Here is a 19,045-nt window from a genome sequence, read left to right on the forward strand (position 1 = left end):
CCTTTTTAGAGGTCAATGGAAGACTTAAATGAAAAAATAGTTTTAATAAGAAGAAAAATAAGTAAAAATAAAATCACATTCATTTAATCTTTTAATAAATATAGATAAAGAAATAAAAGAGAGAATACCTCTTAAGGAGGACATTATGTATGGCGGATTATTTAGTCATTGTGGAGTCACCTGCAAAGGCGAAAACAATTGAACGGTATTTAGGAAAAAAATATAAAGTAAAGGCTTCGATGGGACATGTTCGGGATTTACCTAAAAGTCAGATAGGTGTAGATGTAGAACAAAACTTTGAACCGAAGTATATTACGATTAGAGGAAAAGGGTCTGTGCTGAAAGAACTGAAAACAGCCGCAAAGAAAGCGAAAAAAGTTTTTCTAGCAGCCGACCCCGACAGAGAAGGAGAAGCTATCGCTTGGCATTTAGCGCATAGTTTAGATTTAGACGTAAATTCTGATTGTCGAGTAGTTTTCAACGAAATTACAAAGGATGCAATTAAAGAATCATTTAAACATCCACGGTCTATTAATAAAGATCTCGTTGATGCACAGCAAGCGCGTAGAGTTCTTGACCGTTTAGTAGGGTATAAAATTAGTCCTATTTTATGGAAGAAAGTGAAAAAAGGATTAAGTGCTGGGCGTGTCCAATCTGTAGCTGTAAGACTTATTATTGATAGAGAGAAAGAGATAAAAGCATTTGTCCCTGAAGAGTATTGGTCAATTGATGGACAGTTTTTAAAAGGGCAAAAGGAATTTGAAGCATCCTTTTATGGAGTAAAGGGTGAAAAGAGAGAATTAAGTTCTGAAGAAGAAGTAAATTCAATCTTAAAAGAAATTAGCGGAAATAAATTTACCGTTGAAAAGGTAACGAAAAAAGAACGAAAAAGAAATCCAGCTGTTCCTTTTACAACATCAACTCTCCAGCAAGAGGCAGCGAGAAAATTAAATTTTAGAGCAAAGAAAACTATGATGATTGCTCAACAGCTCTATGAAGGAATAGATTTAGGAAAAGATGGTACTGTTGGTTTAATTACTTATATGAGAACGGATTCTACGAGAATATCTGAAACTGCTCAAGCAGAGGCTTCTAGCTTTATTAATGAAAAGTTTGGTGAAGAATTTTTAGGCGCTAAAACAAAGACTGCAAAGAAAAATTCAAACGCACAGGATGCTCATGAGGCTATTCGCCCAACGTCAACATTACGAGAGCCAGCTGTAGTGAAAGAATTTCTTAGCAGAGATCAATTTCGTTTATACAAATTAATTTGGGAACGCTTTGTTGCTAGCCAAATGGCATCAGCAGTTTTGGATACGATGAGTGTTGACCTTACTAATAATGGTGTGTTGTTTAGAGCTACTGGTTCAAAAATTAAGTTTCCTGGCTTTATGAAGGTGTATGTAGAAGGAAGCGATGACCAAGTTGAAGAAAGGGACAGATTGTTGCCAGATTTAAAGGAAGGCGATGAAGTTTTTTCAAAAGATATTGAACCTGCCCAACACTTTACCCAACCGCCACCACGTTATACAGAGGCAAGGCTAGTAAAGACACTTGAGGAATTAGGGATTGGTCGTCCATCAACATATGCACCAACATTAGATACGATTCAAAAAAGAGGCTATGTTGCCCTTGATAATAAACGGTTTGTTCCAACGGAGCTAGGAGAAATTGTTTCAGAGCTCATGATGGAGTTTTTTCCAGAAATTATTAATGTTGAATTCACTGCAAACATGGAAAGCAGTCTTGATGAAGTAGAGGAAGGCAACATTGAATGGATAAAAATTATCGATGATTTCTATAAGGATTTTTCTCCACGACTTGAAAAAGCAGAAAATGAAATGGAGAAAATTGAGATTAAAGATGAACCTGCTGGTGTAGATTGTGAAGAATGTGGCCATCCTATGGTGTTCAAAATGGGGAGATTTGGTAAGTTCATGGCGTGCTCTAATTTTCCCGATTGTCGCAATACGAAACCAATTGTAAAGGACATCGGTGTTCAATGTCCTAGTTGTAAAGAAGGCACAATTGTTGAACGAAAAACAAAAAAACGTAGAATATTCTATGGATGTAGCAGGTATCCAGAATGTGAATTCCTTTCATGGGATAAACCAGTACCAAGAAGTTGTCCAAAATGTAATCATATGCTTGTCGAGAAAAAGCTGAAAAAAGGCGTACAAGTACAATGTGTAGAATGTGATTATAAGGAAGAACAACAAAAGTAGGTGAGCGGAATTTAGCTCACCTCTTTATCATTATAATAACGCGATGAATGCAAGAATTTTTAACAGAGTGATTTTTTGATTTTTAACATGGAGGGAAATGACAGATGAATAATCAAGCAGTAAATGTAATAGGGGCCGGATTAGCTGGAAGTGAAGCAGCATGGCAGTTAGCTAAACGAGGGATTCAAGTCAATTTGTTTGAAATGCGACCTGTTAAACAAACGCCTGCTCACCATACTGATAAATTTGCAGAACTTGTATGCAGTAATTCATTAAGAGCAAATACGTTAACAAATGCTGTTGGTGTATTAAAAGAAGAAATGAGAATATTAGATTCAGTTATCATTAAGGCTGCTGATGAATGTGCGGTACCTGCTGGTGGTGCGTTAGCAGTTGATCGACACGAGTTTGCAGCTAAAGTAACAGAATTAGTGAAGGGTCACCCGAATGTTACAGTCATCAATGAGGAAGTTGGGGAAATCCCATCAGGTCCGACAATTATTGCAACAGGACCACTTACTTCAAAACGTTTGTCAGAGCAGCTACAAGCATTAACTGGAGAAGAATATCTTTACTTTTATGATGCAGCAGCACCAATTATTGAAAAAGACAGCATCGATATGGACAAGGTTTATTTAAAATCCCGCTATGATAAGGGAGAAGCAGCATATTTAAATTGTCCAATGACAGAGGAAGAATTTGATCGTTTTTATGAAGCGTTAATTTCTGCGGAAACTGTGCCATTAAAGGAATTTGAAAAGGAAATTTTCTTCGAGGGCTGCATGCCGATTGAAGTGATGGCACAAAGAGGGAGAAAAACGATGCTTTTTGGCCCATTAAAGCCAGTTGGTTTAGAGGATCCAAAAACAGGGAAAAGACCATATGCAGTGGTTCAATTGCGCCAGGATGATGCTGCTGGTACTTTATATAATATAGTAGGATTTCAAACTCATTTAAAATGGGGACCACAAAAGGAAGTGCTTTCCCTTATTCCGGGGTTAGAAAATGCAGAAATCGTTCGCTATGGGGTTATGCATCGAAATACATTTATTAACTCACCAAGACTATTGAACCCGACATATCAATATAAAAATCGCGATGATTTATTTTTTGCAGGACAAATGACAGGTGTTGAAGGATATGTTGAATCAGCTGCTTCAGGTCTTGTTGCAGGCTTAAATGCTGCTCATCTTGTCCAAGGTAAAGAGCTAATTAAATTTTCAAATGAAACTGCAATCGGAAGTATGGCACACTATATTACGAATACAAATGCAGATAATTTTCAACCGATGAATGCGAACTTTGGTATTTTTGCAGATCTACCGGTTAGAATAAAAAGTAAAAAAGAACGAAATGAAATGCATGCCAATCGAGCGTTAGAAACAATTCGAAAAATTTCGAAAAATATATAGAAACCATTTGCAAGGGCTACTAAAGTTATGATAACATTTAGTAGCCCTTGTGAGGTGTTTATATGAAAAATGTTAACGTTTGTTTAAATTTCTTCATAGAATATTTACAAATTGAGAAAAATTACTCACAATATACACTTCTTGATCTTTGGAGGAGATTCGCATATCAGCTCAGAATTTCCTTCTCGCTATATACAAATTCTATATAAAGGGCCTTTTAAAAAATTAATGGTTTATACTAATAGATGGAAACATTTGTAGACGTTGCGGCGAAGCTTTCAAAAGGAGTGAACATTCTTGAGTTTGAAAAATATTGAAATGCAGATTGCTCTTCCACGTACACACGATGCTGGAAAAATTCAAGAACAGTTAAACCAAAGAAGTCAGCTTGTTCATGATCAATTAGCACATACGATAAATAAAGAAACTGACATAAAAAGATCAAAGGTACCAGAAAATAGTAGTAGTGCTAAATTGAAATTAAAAAGAGATAAGAAAAATCAACAAGAACACCAACAGCAGGAAAAGAACGAAAAGAATGAAAAACAATCTGAAATTGAAAGCCATCCATATAAAGGGAAAACGATTGATTTCTTCGGGTAAGAGAGGTTGTCTATGAATACATTTCTACTATTAATTAGTCTACTATTACATATCGTTGCGTTTTATTTTATTGTTGTCCTATATACGAAATATGCAACGATAAAAAAACTTGCAGATTCACAGAGCTCATTATTGGAAGAAGCAGAAAACTCGATGACTAGCTTTTTAATTGAAATGAAAGATGAAAATGAACGACTAATTAACGAGTTGACGAAAGCTACTAGAGATAACGTACCTGATACTGAAAAAAATGACTCACAATTAGAAAATCACTTAAAGTTGGATAGTGGTTTAAAAATGCAATTAGAGAAGAATGATGGTGCTTCAAATGATGAGCTACCAGATTACATCAATGGAATTGATGAAATTGAGGATGTCATCGAAATCAATCATCCTATGCAAAAAGAAGATCTACCATTTGAAGTTGAAGCAATAAATCTTTATAAAAATGGTTATACTGTCGAACAGATTGCAAAAAAATTAAACAAAGGGAAAACTGAAATCGAATTATTAGTGAAGTTTCGACAATCTCGGTAAGGGAAAAACAAATAGTAACTATATTATCTAGAGTTGAATTCTCAATGATTTAAAAGCAAATCGAAAGAAGTTTAACTTTAACCTTGATTGTCGTATTTTGATATGGTATATTATTTTTTGGTGTTAATACACACGCTTATAGATTTAATCATTGGTGCTGTTTTTACAGTTATGGTTAAAGATGATATAAGCGGAGGAGAATAAAACCATTAGGAGGAAATACACATGTCAGTTATTTCAATGAAACAATTGCTTGAAGCTGGTGTTCACTTCGGTCATCAAACACGCCGTTGGAACCCAAAAATGAAACGTTACATCTTTACTGAGCGTAACGGAATTTATATTATCGACCTTCAAAAGACTGTAAAAAAGGTTGAAGAAGCATACAAGTTTGTTAAAGAGCTTGGAGCTGAAGGTGGTACTATTCTTTTCGTTGGTACGAAAAAACAAGCGCAAGATTCAGTGAAGGAAGAAGCTGAACGTTCAGGAATGTACTACGTAAACCAACGTTGGTTAGGTGGTACATTAACTAACTTTGAAACAATCCAAAAGCGTATTAAACGTTTAAAAGATATTCAAAGAATGCAAGAAGATGGTACTTTCGAAGTTCTTCCTAAAAAAGAAGTTGTTCAACTTAAAAAAGAGCTTGAGCGTCTTGAAAAATTCCTAGGCGGAATTAAAGACATGAAGCAATTACCAGATGCATTATTTATTATCGATCCTCGTAAAGAGCGTATCGCTGTTGCAGAAGCACGTAAATTAAATATCCCAATCGTTGGTATCGTTGATACAAACTGTGATCCGGATGAAATTGATTACGTAATTCCTGCAAATGATGATGCTATTCGCGCTGTTAAGCTTCTAACTGCAAAAATTGCAGATGCAATTTTAGAATCTAAACAAGGTGAAGAAACAACACCTGCTTAATGTGCAAAAGGTGATAAGGGGAATTGGCCTTTTATCACCTTTTTTTAAGCATATTACATACAGAATAAAGGCAGCTATGTAAGATGGTTATTAAATTGCATAAGACAGTTAATAATAGAAGGGTTTTTCCTTAAATTATTAAGTATCTTATGAATGGACCATCAAGCTCCTTGATGAACACCGAACATTTTAGTAAAAACAATCATTATATTAATTGACCTTAAGGAGGAATACCGTTATGGCAGTAACTGCACAAATGGTAAAAGAACTACGTGAAAAAACTGGCGCTGGAATGATGGATTGTAAAAAAGCGTTAACTGAAACAAACGGAGATATGGACAAAGCGATTGATTACCTACGTGAAAAAGGTATTGCAAAGGCAGCGAAAAAGGCAGACCGTATTGCTGCTGAAGGTTCAACTTTAGTTAAAGTTGAAGGAAATGAAGCTGTTATTTTAGAAGTTAACTCTGAAACTGACTTCGTTGCGAAAAACGAAGGATTCAAAGAATTAATCAATGGACTTGCAGATTTCCTACTTACTAAAAAGCCTGCTACTGTTGAAGCAGCTCTTGCTGAAACAATGGAAAATGGCTCAACTGTTGAAGAACATATTAATTCTGCAATCGCAAAAATCGGTGAGAAAATCACTCTTCGTCGTTTTACAGTTGTAACTAAATCTGATAATGATGCGTTCGGTGCTTATTTACATATGGGTGGACGAATCGGTGTTCTTACATTATTAGAAGGAACTACAGAAGAAGATGCTGCAAAAGATGTTGCAATGCATGTTGCTGCTGTAAATCCAAAGTATATTTCACGTGACCAAGTTTCTGCTGAAGAAGCTGAACATGAGCGTAAAATTTTAACAGAACAAGCATTAAACGAAGGTAAACCAGAAAATATTGTAGCGAAAATGGTTGAAGGACGTTTAGGCAAATATTTTGAGGATATTTGTTTATTGGATCAAAGCTTCGTTAAAAATCCAGACCAAAAAGTTAAGCAATTTGTTCAATCTAAAGGTGCAACTGTTAAAACATTTATCCGCTATGAAGTAGGAGAAGGTATTGAAAAGAAACAAGATAACTTTGCTGAAGAAGTTATGAGTCAAGTGAAAAAATAATTACTCCTATAAAAAATAGGAGTGGATTAAGGATCTGCTTCTATTATAATTGACTTAAAATGGAAAAGGGAACACTTGTTGTGTTCCCTTCTTTAAAAGGTAAGATATTTCAAGTATAGGTTCAAGAAACTGTTTAGCTACATTCTGTTTATAAACGAAGATGTAGACTTGTTCCTATTATGATTTTCACCATTTAATATGGGTGAATTGTATGGAAACTGAGTTGGAGGTAGTTATGAGTAATCCTAAATATCAACGTATTGTATTAAAACTAAGTGGAGAAGCACTTGCAGGTGATAATGGCTTCGGAATTAATCCAACGGTTATCCAATCAATTGCTAAACAAGTGAAGGAAATTGCTGAGCTTGGTGTTGAGGTAGCAGTTGTTGTTGGTGGAGGTAATATTTGGCGAGGGAAAATAGGTAGTGAAATGGGTATGGACCGTGCTACAGCTGACTATATGGGGATGCTAGCAACTGTAATGAATTCTCTTGCTTTACAGGATAGCTTAGAAACTCAAGGGATTCAAACACGTGTACAAACTTCGATTGAAATGAGACAGGTAGCTGAACCTTACATAAGAAGAAAAGCAATTCGTCATCTTGAGAAAAAACGTGTCGTCATTTTTGCTGCAGGTACTGGAAATCCTTACTTTTCAACTGATACAACTGCTGCATTACGAGCAGCAGAAATTGAAGCAGATGTTATTTTAATGGCTAAAAATAATGTTGATGGTGTTTATAGCGCTGACCCACGTATCGATAAGGATGCAGTTAAATATGAAACATTATCTTATTTAGATGTCCTTAAAGAAGGTTTAGCTGTTATGGATTCAACGGCTTCCTCTTTATGTATGGATAATGATATACCTTTAATTGTTTTCTCGATTATGGAAGAAGGTAACATTAAACGTGCTGTTACAGGCGAAAATATTGGAACAATCGTTAGGGGGAAATAACCTTGGCTAAACAAGTACTTAATCAAACAAAAGAAAAAATGGAAAAAGCGGTTTCTGCACTTAGTCGTGAATTAGCTTCAGTTCGTGCAGGGAGAGCTAGTGCGAATTTATTAGATAAAATTTCAGTTGATTATTATGGTGCACCTACACCGGTAAATCAATTGGCATCAATTAGCGTTCCTGAAGCAAGAATGCTTGTTATTCAACCTTATGATAAAACTGTTTTAGGCGAAATTGAGAAAGCTATTTTAAAATCAGATTTAGGCTTAACACCTGCAAATGATGGTTCTATTATTCGTTTATCGATTCCTGCACTTACAGAGGAACGCCGTAAAGATTTAGTTAAGCTCGTAAAAAAATATGCTGAGGAAGCAAAAGTAGCGATCCGAAATATTAGACGCGATGGAAACGATGAATTAAAGAAATTAGAAAAAAACGGTGAAATTACAGAAGATGAATTAAGAAGTAATACGGATAATGTTCAAAAGCTAACAGATGAGTTTATTGTAAAAATTGATAATGTTGCTAAAGATAAAGAAAAAGAGATCATGGAAGTTTAATCTTTAAAAAAGTGTACCTAAATATATCTTGGTGAGCTTTGCTAATTCTTACTATAGGAAAAATATAGTTTCCTAATGATTAAAAAATAGGTACAATAGAATATGTGAAGACCCTCTAATGTTTACAGGGGGTTTTTTTGTTAATACTGTTAACGGGTGATGGAGGAGTCACATGATCAATTTATTTAAAAGGTGGAAAGATAATCCTCAAACCACAGATGAAGATAGAATTGAAAAAGAGGATGTTTTAAAAGGTGAAATACCTGAACATATCGCGATCATAATGGACGGTAATGGAAGGTGGGCCAAGAAACGAGCTCTTCCAAGAATAGCGGGTCACCATGAAGGGATGAAGGTTGTTCGCAAAGTGACGAAACAAGCAAACGAATTAGGTGTTAAAGTACTTACCCTATATGCTTTCTCGACAGAAAATTGGAAAAGGCCAAAAACAGAGGTAGACTATATTATGAAACTACCCGAGGAATTTTTAAACACTTATTTACCTGAACTTATTGAGGAAAATGTTCAAGTTCGAATTATCGGTGATAAACATAAATTACCGCCTCATACTTTAAGAGCTGTAAATAAAGCAATAAAAGATACGGATAATAATACTGGTTTAATCTTAAACTTTGCTTTGAATTACGGGAGTCGAGCTGAAATCGTAACAGCTGTTCAACAAATCGTTCAAGATATAAAAGATGGATCGATTAACGAAAATGAGCTTGATGAATCTGTTTTTTCTAATTATTTAATGACTCAGTCATTGAAGGATCCTGACTTGTTAATCCGAACAAGTGGTGAAATTAGGCTAAGTAATTTTATGTTATGGCAGCTGGCATATTCTGAATTTTGGTTTACAGATATTTTATGGCCGGATTTTAATGAACAAAATTTACTACAAGCTATTCACACTTATCAACAAAGAGGGCGCAGATTTGGTGGCGTATAAAAGGTGATGAAATAAAGATATGAAACAACGTATACTTACTGCAGTAATAGCTGCAGCTATTTTTCTACCATTTGTTATATATGGGAGGCTACCCTTTACACTATTTGTTTATTTATTAGGGACAATTGCTTTATATGAATTATTAAAAATGAAAAAAATCTCATTAGCGAGCATTCCGGGTGTTGTCAGCTTAATTATCCTATGGGTGCTTTTACTCCCTTCAACATATTTAAAGGATTTCACATTTTCAAAAGCTGAATTTGCCTTGATTGCATTATTACTACTACTTACTTACACAGTAGTAACAAAAAACAAATTCACTTTTGATGATGTTGGCTTTCTTGCCATCGCTATTTTTTATTTAGGGATAGGCTTTTACTTTCTTATTGAAACGAGAAATTTATCTCCAGGTGGTCTAGAACTTGTTTTTTATGCATTAATATTGATATGGGTAACTGATTCTGGTGCCTATTTTGTTGGCCGTGCAATGGGGAAAAGAAAGCTATGGCCGGAAATAAGCCCTAATAAAACAGTTGAAGGTGCATTAGGCGGAGTTTTATTCGCGGTTATCTTTTCTTGGATCTATCACGCCTTCACAGGTGTTCTTGACAATTATGTAACGATTACGTTTATTACAATCTTTTTATCAATTTTTGGACAAATTGGTGATTTAGTTGAATCGGCATTGAAACGTCAATACCAAGTGAAAGACTCAGGGAAAATTCTTCCTGGACATGGTGGAATATTAGATAGATTTGACAGCTTATTATTTGTTTTACCAATTTTACATTTTCTAAGGATTCTTTTTTAACTATTGAGAATTTGAAAATAAATTGCTTTTCTCGATGGTTAATCTTGCAAGTAGCATATAAAAAACAAACCTTTATTGAAGCAAAATGAAGAATCTCATCTCTAACCTTTAATTAGGTAGAAATGAGGATTGATTGGACGTGAGGAAATAATTGAAAAATATAAGTTTATTAGGTGCCACAGGTTCGATAGGCATACAAACGTTAGATGTTATTGCTTCCCATCCAAATGAATTTAAGCTCGTTTCTATGTCATTTGGTACGAACTATCAAAAAGGCATTGAGATCATTAACAAATTTCATCCTAAATTCGTTTCAGTAAAAGATAAAGCCACATATGACATATTGAAAGATACGTTTACTAAGGAAGAGATTTCATTTCATTATGGAGAAGAAGGGCTGATAGAGGCAGCGATTTATGATGGTGTTGATGTACTTGTTAATGCTGTTGTTGGAAGTGTTGGATTAATTCCGACATTAAGAGCAATTGAGAATAACATAACGATTGCACTTGCTAACAAGGAGACACTTGTAACTGCTGGTCATATTGTGACTGAGCTAGCAAAGAAACATAATGTTTCGATTTTGCCTGTAGATAGTGAGCACTCAGCAATTTTTCAATGTTTGCAAGGGGAGAACGAAAAGTCGATTGAAAGACTAATCGTTACAGCCTCAGGTGGTAGCTTTCGAGATAAAACGAGAGCTGAATTAGAAGGCGTTACAGTCGAGCAAGCTTTGAATCACCCTAATTGGTCAATGGGAGCAAAAATCACAATAGATTCAGCGACGATGATGAATAAAGGACTAGAAGTAATAGAAGCTCACTGGCTTTTTAATATGCCATATGAAAAAATTGATGTACTTTTACATAAAGAAAGCATTATCCATTCTTTAGTTGAGTTCCAGGATCATAGCATCATTGCACAACTCGGAACACCTGATATGAGAGTTCCAATTCAATATGCGCTAACATATCCTAATCGATTACCATTAATGCACGGTAAACGACTTGATCTATCGGAAATCGGACAATTACATTTTGAAAAGGCAGATTTTAGTAGGTTTCGTTGCTTACAATATGCATATGAATCAGGTAAAATAGGAGGTACAATGCCTACTGTATTAAACGCAGCAAATGAAGAAGCTGTTGCAGCGTTTTTAAAAGGTAAAATAAGCTTTCTGCATATTGAAAATCTGATTGAAACATCTCTTGAAAAACATGAAAATATTGCTCTTCCTAGTTTAGAGCAAATTCAAGAAGTAGATAAGCTAACACGTAGATTTGTACAAACATTAATCTCATAAAGGTGGTCATACAAAATGAATACGGTGATAGCATTTATCCTGATCTTTGGAGCTCTAGTATTTTTCCATGAGTTAGGCCATTTAATATTTGCAAATCGAGCTGGTATTTTATGTAGAGAATTTGCAATTGGTTTTGGACCTAAAATTTTATCATTCAAGAAAAATGAAACAGTCTATACAATTCGTTTACTACCGATTGGTGGATTTGTAAGAATGGCTGGGGAAGATCCAGAAGTAATTGAGGTAAAACCAGGTCATAATGTCGGATTACTTTTTAATGATGAAAATAAGGTCGAAAAGATTATCTTAAATAATAAAGAAAAATATCCACAAGCACGAATTATTGAAGTTGAGAATGTAGATTTAGAACATAACATGTTTATTTCCGGGTATGAGCATGGTGAAGAGGACTTTCTTAAACGGTTTGATGTAAGTGAAACATCGTTCTTTATTGTTGATGGTCAAGAAGTTCAAATTGCCCCTTATAATCGCCAATTCCAATCGAAAACTGTTGGACAAAGAATTGCAGCTATTTTTGCAGGGCCGATGATGAACTTTATTTTAGCATTTGTCATTTTGTTCACATTAGGCTTAATTCAAGGTGCACCGGTTAATGACCCTCGATTAGGTCAGTTAACAGATGACGGTGCTGCTAAAGAAGCAGGATTACAGGAAGGAGATATTATCCACTCGATTGAAGGACAACCTACAGCAAAATGGGAAGAGGTTGTCTCAATCATTCGTGATAATCCAGAAAAAGAATTAACCTTTGAAGTTGAACGTGGAAAGGAAATTCTGTCTGTAGAGGTTGTTCCAGAGTCTGCTAAAGTAGGAGAAGAAACAATCGGGAGAATTGGTGCATATAACCCTGTTGACAAGTCATTTTTAAGTTCAATTAAGTATGGATTTGTTGAAACGTATACATGGACGAAAGAAATATTAGTCGGTTTTGGTAAGCTTATTACCGGACAATTCTCAATTGATATGTTATCAGGCCCTGTTGGTATTTATGATATGACAGACCAAGTAGCAGATTCCGGTACGATCAATTTACTTCGCTGGGCTGCATTGCTTAGTATTAACCTTGGAATCGTCAATTTATTGCCAATCCCAGCATTGGATGGCGGACGACTGTTATTCTTAATCATCGAAGGGTTAAGAGGAAAACCAATTGATCGGCAAAAAGAAGGAATTGTTCATTTTATTGGGTTTTCACTACTAATGCTGTTAATGCTTGTTGTAACATGGAATGATATTCAACGATTGTTTCTATAATTTCTGATTATCATTTTTAATACCGTGATCATCTATAATGAAAAATCCATATTATAATCAATCAGTGGAGGAACAGGTAACCTCCACTGATTTAAGTCTAACAACTAAATGAAGAGTTTAAAATATAATAGAGGTGCTCGATATGAAACAAAGTATGACATTTATTCCAACTCTAAGGGAAGTTCCAGCTGATGCAGAGGTGAAAAGCCATCAGTTAATGCTGCGTGCAGGATACATAAGACAAAATACTAGTGGTGTCTACAGTTACTTGCCATTAGCGCAAAAGGTATTAAAGAAAATCGAACAAATTGTCCGTGAAGAAATGGAGAGAGCGGGAGCATCAGAGCTATTTATGCCTGCACTTCAACAATCAGAATTATGGCAAGAATCAGGTCGCTGGTATTCATATGGACCAGAACTAATGAGACTAAAGGATCGCCATGGTCGAGAATTTGCTCTAGGTGCAACTCATGAGGAAGTAATTACAAGCCTTGTTAGAGATGAAGTAAAATCATATAAGCGATTACCTCTAGCTCTTTATCAAATTCAAACAAAATTTAGAGATGAAAAACGCCCACGCTTCGGAGTTTTACGTGGCCGTGAATTTATTATGAAAGATGCTTATTCCTTTCATGATACGTTTGAAAGCTTAGATGAAGGCTATCAAAAAATGTTTGATGCATATCAAAATATTTTTTCAAGATGTGGTCTAGATTTCCGAGCGGTTATTGCGGATTCTGGTGCAATGGGCGGTAAGGATACACATGAGTTTATGGTGCTTTCTGATATCGGTGAGGACACGATCGCATATTCTGATACGTCCCAATATGCTGCTAATATCGAAATGGCGCCAGTTGTTGAAACATACGAAAAAAGCGTGGAAGAGATTTCAGATTTAGAAAAAATAGCAACACCAAATCAAAAATCAATTGAAGAAATTTCAAGTTATTTAAACGTACCGAAAGAAAAATGCATAAAATCTATTTTATTCTCTGTTGATGATCGCTTTGTATTAGTATTAGTTCGCGGTGATCATGACGTAAATGACATTAAGGTAAAGAACTTATATGGTGCTTCTGTTGTTGAATTAGCAACTGCTGAAGAAACATTAGCTAATTTACATTGTGTACATGGTTTTATTGGCCCAATTAATGTCCCTGAGAATATTGAGGTTATCGCTGATCATGCAGTTGCAGCTATTGTTAACGGCATTTGTGGAGCAAATGAGGAAGGGTATCATTATAAAGGTGTGAATGTTGAGCGAGATGCAAATATAACTCAGTTTGCTGATTTGCGTTTCATTCAAGAAGGGGACAAATCACCTGATGGAGAAGGAAGAATCAAATTTGCTAAAGGGATCGAGGTTGGTCATGTATTTAAGCTTGGTACGAGATACAGTGAAGCGATGAATGCAACTTTCCTTGATGAAAATGGCCGCACACAGCCAATGATTATGGGCTGCTATGGAATTGGTGTTTCTAGAACATTAGCAGCAATAATTGAACAAAATCATGATGAAAATGGAATCGTTTGGCCATTAACGGTTGCTCCATTCCAATTACATGTGATTCCTGTAAATGTGAAGGATGATACGCAAAAGGATTTAGCCGAAAAACTTTATAAGCAATTTTATGACCAAGGATATGAAGTTCTCATTGATGATCGAAAAGAGCGTGCAGGTGTTAAATTTGCTGATTCAGATTTAATTGGTATACCAATTCGTGTAACAGTTGGCAAAAAGGCTGCAGAAGGTATTGTCGAGGTAAAGGTTCGTAAAACTGGTGAAGCTTTTGATATTCCAGTAGCTGAATTATCAGAAAAGATTAAGCAAATACTTGGAAACTAAAAAAGGTTACAGTAACAGACAAACCATGTTAAAATAATTTTAGAATAAACGAGAGAGGCTGACTCGAAGAAAATGGACAAACCTTTTTAGGTTTTGTTTATCAAAATGAGGCAGCCTTTTCTCTTTGTGAACTCTATTTCCATTGGGGAAAAGAAAGTGGAGAGAGGGGAATATGATGGACGTAGAAATAAATCAAAAAGAGAGAATGCAGTTACTCCTCCAGCAAATTAATCTAACAGAGGATGCTGCTGTCGTTCACTTTAAAAATGGTTTAATTGCAAAATTAACTGTTCATAAACAAAGTAAAAAGTGGCATTTCCATTTTCAATTTGAAAGAATTTTACCTTTTGACGTATTTCAATTATTTCAGACAAGACTAATAAAAGCATTTTCTCATATTGCAGAAGTGACCTTTTCAATCGAAACGAAGGAAGCAATATTTGATGAAAAGCTTGTCAGAGATTATTGGTCAATTTGTATTAGCCAGTTGGATGGGATTTCACCACCAATGCTATCGCTATTAAATGAGCAAGTTCCAACGGTACAAGGTGTTAAAGTTATTGTTAAAACGAAAAATGATACAGAAGCAATGACAATTAAGAGAAAATATGCTTCATTAATTCAAGAGAGCTTCCAGCAATTTGGCTTTCCAGCTTTCCAATTAGACACAACTGTTGCTGTATCAGAGGAAGAAATTAAAAAGTTCCAGGAATTAAAACGACAAGAAGATAAAGAAAAGGGACTTAAAGCATTAGAAGATATGGTGAAGGCGGAGAAGGAAGATCAATCTCAACCAGAGCTCTCTGGTCCATTGACGATAGGTTATACAATTAAAAATGATGAAGAAATACGCACGCTCGCTTCTATTGAGGATGAGGAACGAAGAACAACGATTCAAGGATATGTATTTGACGCAGAAACGAAGGAATTAAGAAGTGGTAGAACGTTACTTACCTTCAAGATTACTGACTATACAAGTTCGATTTTAGTGAAAATGTTTGCTAGAGATAAAGAAGATGCAGTGCTCGTACAAGCAGTTAAAAAAGGTATGTGGTTAAAAGTACGGGGAAGTATTCAAAACGATACCTTTGTTCGGGATTTAGTCATGATCGCGAATGATATTAATGAAATTGCTCCTAATGAACGGGTCGATCGTTCAAAAGAAGGGGAAAAACGCGTTGAATTACATCTTCATTCTCCGATGAGCCAAATGGATGCAGTAACATCAGTTAGTAAATATGTAGAGCAAGCGAAAAAATGGGGGCATAAGGCGATTGCCTTAACAGATCATGCTGTCGCACAATCATTCCCTGAAGCATACTCTGCAGGGAAGAAGCATGGTGTGAAAATTCTCTATGGCGCTGAAATTAATTTAGTTGATGATGGTGTACCTATTGCCTACAATGATGCAAACCGTTTGTTAGCAGATGAAACCTATGTCGTGTTTGACGTGGAAACAACTGGTTTATCAGCAGTATATGACACAATCATAGAATTAGCTGCCGTAAAGGTTCGTGGCGGCGAAATTATCGATCGATTTGAATCCTTTGCAAATCCACATCAATCATTATCAGCGACAATCATTGATTTAACAGGTATTACTGATGATATGCTTACAGATGCACCAAACGTTGATGAGGTGTTAGCGAAATTTAAAGAGTGGATCGGTGATGACATATTAGTTGCACATAATGCAAGTTTTGATATGGGCTTCTTAAATGTAGGGTTTAAAAAGCATTTAGGTGAAGAAAAAGCAAAAAATCCAGTTATTGATACGCTGGAACTTGGACGCTTTTTATATCCTGAGTTAAAAAACCACCGGTTAAATACTCTATGTAAAAAGTTCGATATTGATTTGACACAGCATCACCGTGCAATCTATGACTGTGAAGCAACAGGATTTTTACTGATTAAAATGTTGAAGGATGCCGAAGAAAAAGGCATTGAATACCATAATCAATTTAATGACAATATGGGAAAAGGCAATGCGTATCAACGGTCTCGTCCGTATCATGCAACAGTCTTAGCAAAAAATGATATCGGCTTGAAAAATTTATTTAAGCTAGTCTCAATTTCGCATCTCAATTACTTTTATCGAGTCCCGCGAATTCCTCGGTCACAGTTAAATAAATATCGAGAAGGCTTAATCATTGGTTCTGCCTGTGATAAAGGGGAAGTTTTTGAAGGGATGATGCAAAAATCTCCTGAAGAGGTTGAAGAAATTGCACAGTATTATGATTATTTAGAAGTCCATCCTTTAGAAGTTTACAATCATTTAATTGATTTGGACTATATTAAGGATGAAAATGCTTTAAAAGAGATTGTGACTAATATTGTAAAATTAGGTGAAAAGCTCAATAAGCCTGTTGTTGCAACAGGTAATGTCCACTATTTAAATCCGGTTGATAAAATATACCGAAAAATATTAATTAGCTCTCAAGGTGGGGCAAATCCGCTAAATCGCCATGAATTACCTAATGTACATTTCCGTACAACTGATGAGATGTTAAATTGTTTTGCATTTTTAGGTTCTGAAAAAGCAAAAGAAATTGTCATTGAAAATACGAATAAAATCGCGGACTTGATTGACGAAATAAAACCGATTAAGGATGACTTGTATACACCGAAAATTGAAGGTGCAGATGAGGAAATTCGGGCAATGAGTTATTCGCGAGCAAGAAGCATTTATGGTGAAAACCTTCCGGAGCTTGTTGAAGCAAGACTTGAAAAAGAGCTTAAAAGTATTATTGGCCATGGTTTCGCTGTTATCTATTTAATTTCTCACAAGCTAGTAAAAAAATCATTGGATGATGGATACCTAGTAGGCTCTCGTGGTTCGGTCGGCTCCTCATTTGTTGCAACGATGACGGAAATTACCGAGGTAAACCCATTGCCACCTCATTATGTTTGTCCTGAATGTCAACACTCTGAATTTTTTAATGATGGTTCTGTTGGCTCTGGCTTTGACTTACCTAATAAGGAATGTCCAAACTGTGGAGCGCAATATCAGAAGGACGGACACGATATTCCGTTCGAAACATTCCTTGGGTTTAAAGGGGACAAGGTACCTGATATCGATTTAAACTTCTCTGGGGAATACCAACCTACTGCACATAACTATACGAAAGTATTGTTCGGAGAAGACAATGTGTATCGTGCAGGTACGATCGGTACTGTTGCAGAGAAAACTGCTTATGGATATGTAAAAGGATATGCAAATGACCATAATTTAATCTATCGTGGTGCAGAAGTAGATCGGTTAGTTCAAGGCTGTACTGGTGTTAAACGGACAACAGGACAGCATCCAGGCGGAATTATCGTTGTTCCTGATTATATGGATATTTATGATTTTTCACCTATTCAGTATCCAGCAGATGCAACTGGTTCAGAATGGCGGACAACTCATTTTGATTTCCATTCTATCCATGATAATCTATTAAAATTAGATATTCTAGGACACGACGATCCGACAGTTATCCGCATGCTTCAAGATTTAAGCGGTATTGATCCTAAGACAATTCCTACCGATGATCCTGAAGTAATGAAAATTTTCAGTGGGACCGAGTCATTGGGCGTCACAGAAGAGCAGATAATGTGTAAAACGGGAACACTTGGTATACCTGAATTTGGTACACGATTTGTGCGGCAAATGCTTGAAGACACAAAACCAACTACGTTTTCTGAACTTGTTCAAATATCAGGACTATCTCACGGTACAGATGTTTGGTTAGGAAATGCACAAGAATTAATTCACAATAATATTTGTACATTAAGCGAAGTAATAGGTTGTCGTGACGACATTATGGTTTACTTAATTTATCAAGGATTGGAACCTTCCTTTGCATTTAAAATTATGGAATCTGTTCGTAAAGGTAAAGGGTTAACAGATGAAATGGAAGAAGAAATGAAAAAACAGAATGTTCCAGATTGGTATATTGATTCATGTCTTAAAATTAAGTATATGTTCCCTAAGGCACATGCTGCAGCATATGTTTTAATGGCAGTGAGAATTGCATGGTTTAAAGTACATCATCCACTTCTTTATTATGCGGCATATTTCACTGTCCGTGCAGATGATTTTGATATTGAAACAATGGCAAAAGGTTCTACACCTATTCGAGCAAAAATTGAAGAAATAAATGCAAAAGGATTAGATGCATCACCAAAAGAGAAAAACCTTTTAACTGTATTAGAATTAGCTTTAGAAATGTGTGAAAGAGGCTATTCCTTCCAAAAGGTTAATCTCTATCGATCTAGTGCAGATGAATTTATTATTGATGGAAATTCATTAATTCCACCATTTAATTCGATACCAGGTTTAGGAACGAACGCGGCAATTAACATTGTCAAAGCAAGAGAAGAAGGAGAATTTCTATCAAAAGAAGATCTTCAACGCCGTGGAAAGGTATCGAAAACAATCATTGAGTATCTTAATGCACAAGGTTGTTTGGATGAATTACCTGATCAAAATCAATTATCACTGTTTTAATCTTTTAAATGAACAGTCTAAACCTAC

Annotated in this window: 14 protein-coding genes; all 14 read left to right on the forward strand. The window is 35.5% G+C overall.

Going from position 1 to position 19,045, the window contains the following annotated elements:
- Positions 1-149: 149 nt before the first annotated feature.
- Positions 150-2,225 (forward strand): type I DNA topoisomerase, encoded by a 2,076-nt coding sequence (topA, locus tag HU235_RS03280; protein ID WP_174879339.1) that lies wholly within the window; start codon positions 150-152, stop codon positions 2,223-2,225.
- Between the two features lie 104 nt (positions 2,226-2,329).
- Positions 2,330-3,637 (forward strand): FADH(2)-oxidizing methylenetetrahydrofolate--tRNA-(uracil(54)-C(5))-methyltransferase TrmFO, encoded by a 1,308-nt coding sequence (gene trmFO, locus HU235_RS03285; protein WP_095298251.1) that lies wholly within the window; start codon positions 2,330-2,332, stop codon positions 3,635-3,637.
- Between the two features lie 297 nt (positions 3,638-3,934).
- The gene (locus HU235_RS03290; protein WP_174879340.1) at positions 3,935-4,240 is read left to right on the forward strand and encodes a hypothetical protein; all 306 of its coding nucleotides are present in this window, start codon (positions 3,935-3,937) and stop codon (positions 4,238-4,240) included.
- Positions 4,241-4,252: 12 nt separating this feature from the next.
- The gene (locus HU235_RS03295; RefSeq protein WP_095298184.1) at positions 4,253-4,777 is read left to right on the forward strand and encodes a hypothetical protein; all 525 of its coding nucleotides are present in this window, start codon (positions 4,253-4,255) and stop codon (positions 4,775-4,777) included.
- 225 nt (positions 4,778-5,002) lie between these two features.
- Entirely contained in the window at positions 5,003-5,704 is a 702-nt protein-coding gene (gene rpsB, locus HU235_RS03300) for a 30S ribosomal protein S2 (RefSeq protein ID WP_095298182.1), read from the forward strand.
- Between the two features lie 238 nt (positions 5,705-5,942).
- Entirely contained in the window at positions 5,943-6,824 is an 882-nt protein-coding gene (gene tsf / locus HU235_RS03305; protein ID WP_174879341.1) for a translation elongation factor Ts, read from the forward strand.
- Between the two features lie 235 nt (positions 6,825-7,059).
- Positions 7,060-7,782: a UMP kinase gene (gene pyrH / locus HU235_RS03310; protein WP_095298178.1), complete on the forward strand. Its 723-nt coding sequence runs from the start codon at positions 7,060-7,062 to the stop codon at positions 7,780-7,782.
- A gap of 2 nt (positions 7,783-7,784) precedes the next feature.
- Positions 7,785-8,342, forward strand: a complete 558-nt coding sequence (frr, locus tag HU235_RS03315) for a ribosome recycling factor (protein WP_095298177.1) — start codon at positions 7,785-7,787, stop codon at positions 8,340-8,342.
- 172 nt (positions 8,343-8,514) lie between these two features.
- Positions 8,515-9,294 (forward strand): isoprenyl transferase, encoded by a 780-nt coding sequence (locus tag HU235_RS03320; protein ID WP_095298176.1) that lies wholly within the window; start codon positions 8,515-8,517, stop codon positions 9,292-9,294.
- Between the two features lie 19 nt (positions 9,295-9,313).
- Positions 9,314-10,105, forward strand: a complete 792-nt coding sequence (locus HU235_RS03325; RefSeq protein WP_095298174.1) for a phosphatidate cytidylyltransferase — start codon at positions 9,314-9,316, stop codon at positions 10,103-10,105.
- A gap of 151 nt (positions 10,106-10,256) precedes the next feature.
- Complete coding sequence (gene dxr / locus HU235_RS03330; RefSeq protein ID WP_174879342.1) at positions 10,257-11,408, forward strand: 1-deoxy-D-xylulose-5-phosphate reductoisomerase; 1,152 nt, start codon at positions 10,257-10,259, stop codon at positions 11,406-11,408.
- 15 nt (positions 11,409-11,423) lie between these two features.
- Entirely contained in the window at positions 11,424-12,683 is a 1,260-nt protein-coding gene (gene rseP, locus HU235_RS03335) for an RIP metalloprotease RseP (RefSeq protein ID WP_145580945.1), read from the forward strand.
- A 142-nt stretch (positions 12,684-12,825) separates the two neighbouring features.
- Positions 12,826-14,529: a proline--tRNA ligase gene (locus HU235_RS03340; protein WP_095298169.1), complete on the forward strand. Its 1,704-nt coding sequence runs from the start codon at positions 12,826-12,828 to the stop codon at positions 14,527-14,529.
- 175 nt (positions 14,530-14,704) lie between these two features.
- Complete coding sequence (locus HU235_RS03345) at positions 14,705-19,018, forward strand: PolC-type DNA polymerase III (protein ID WP_370877279.1); 4,314 nt, start codon at positions 14,705-14,707, stop codon at positions 19,016-19,018.
- The last annotated feature ends 27 nt before the right edge of the window (positions 19,019-19,045 follow it).

Origin of the sequence: Metabacillus niabensis (assembly GCF_902829255.1) — a bacterium.
GTDB lineage: Bacteria > Bacillota > Bacilli > Bacillales > Bacillaceae > Metabacillus > Metabacillus niabensis.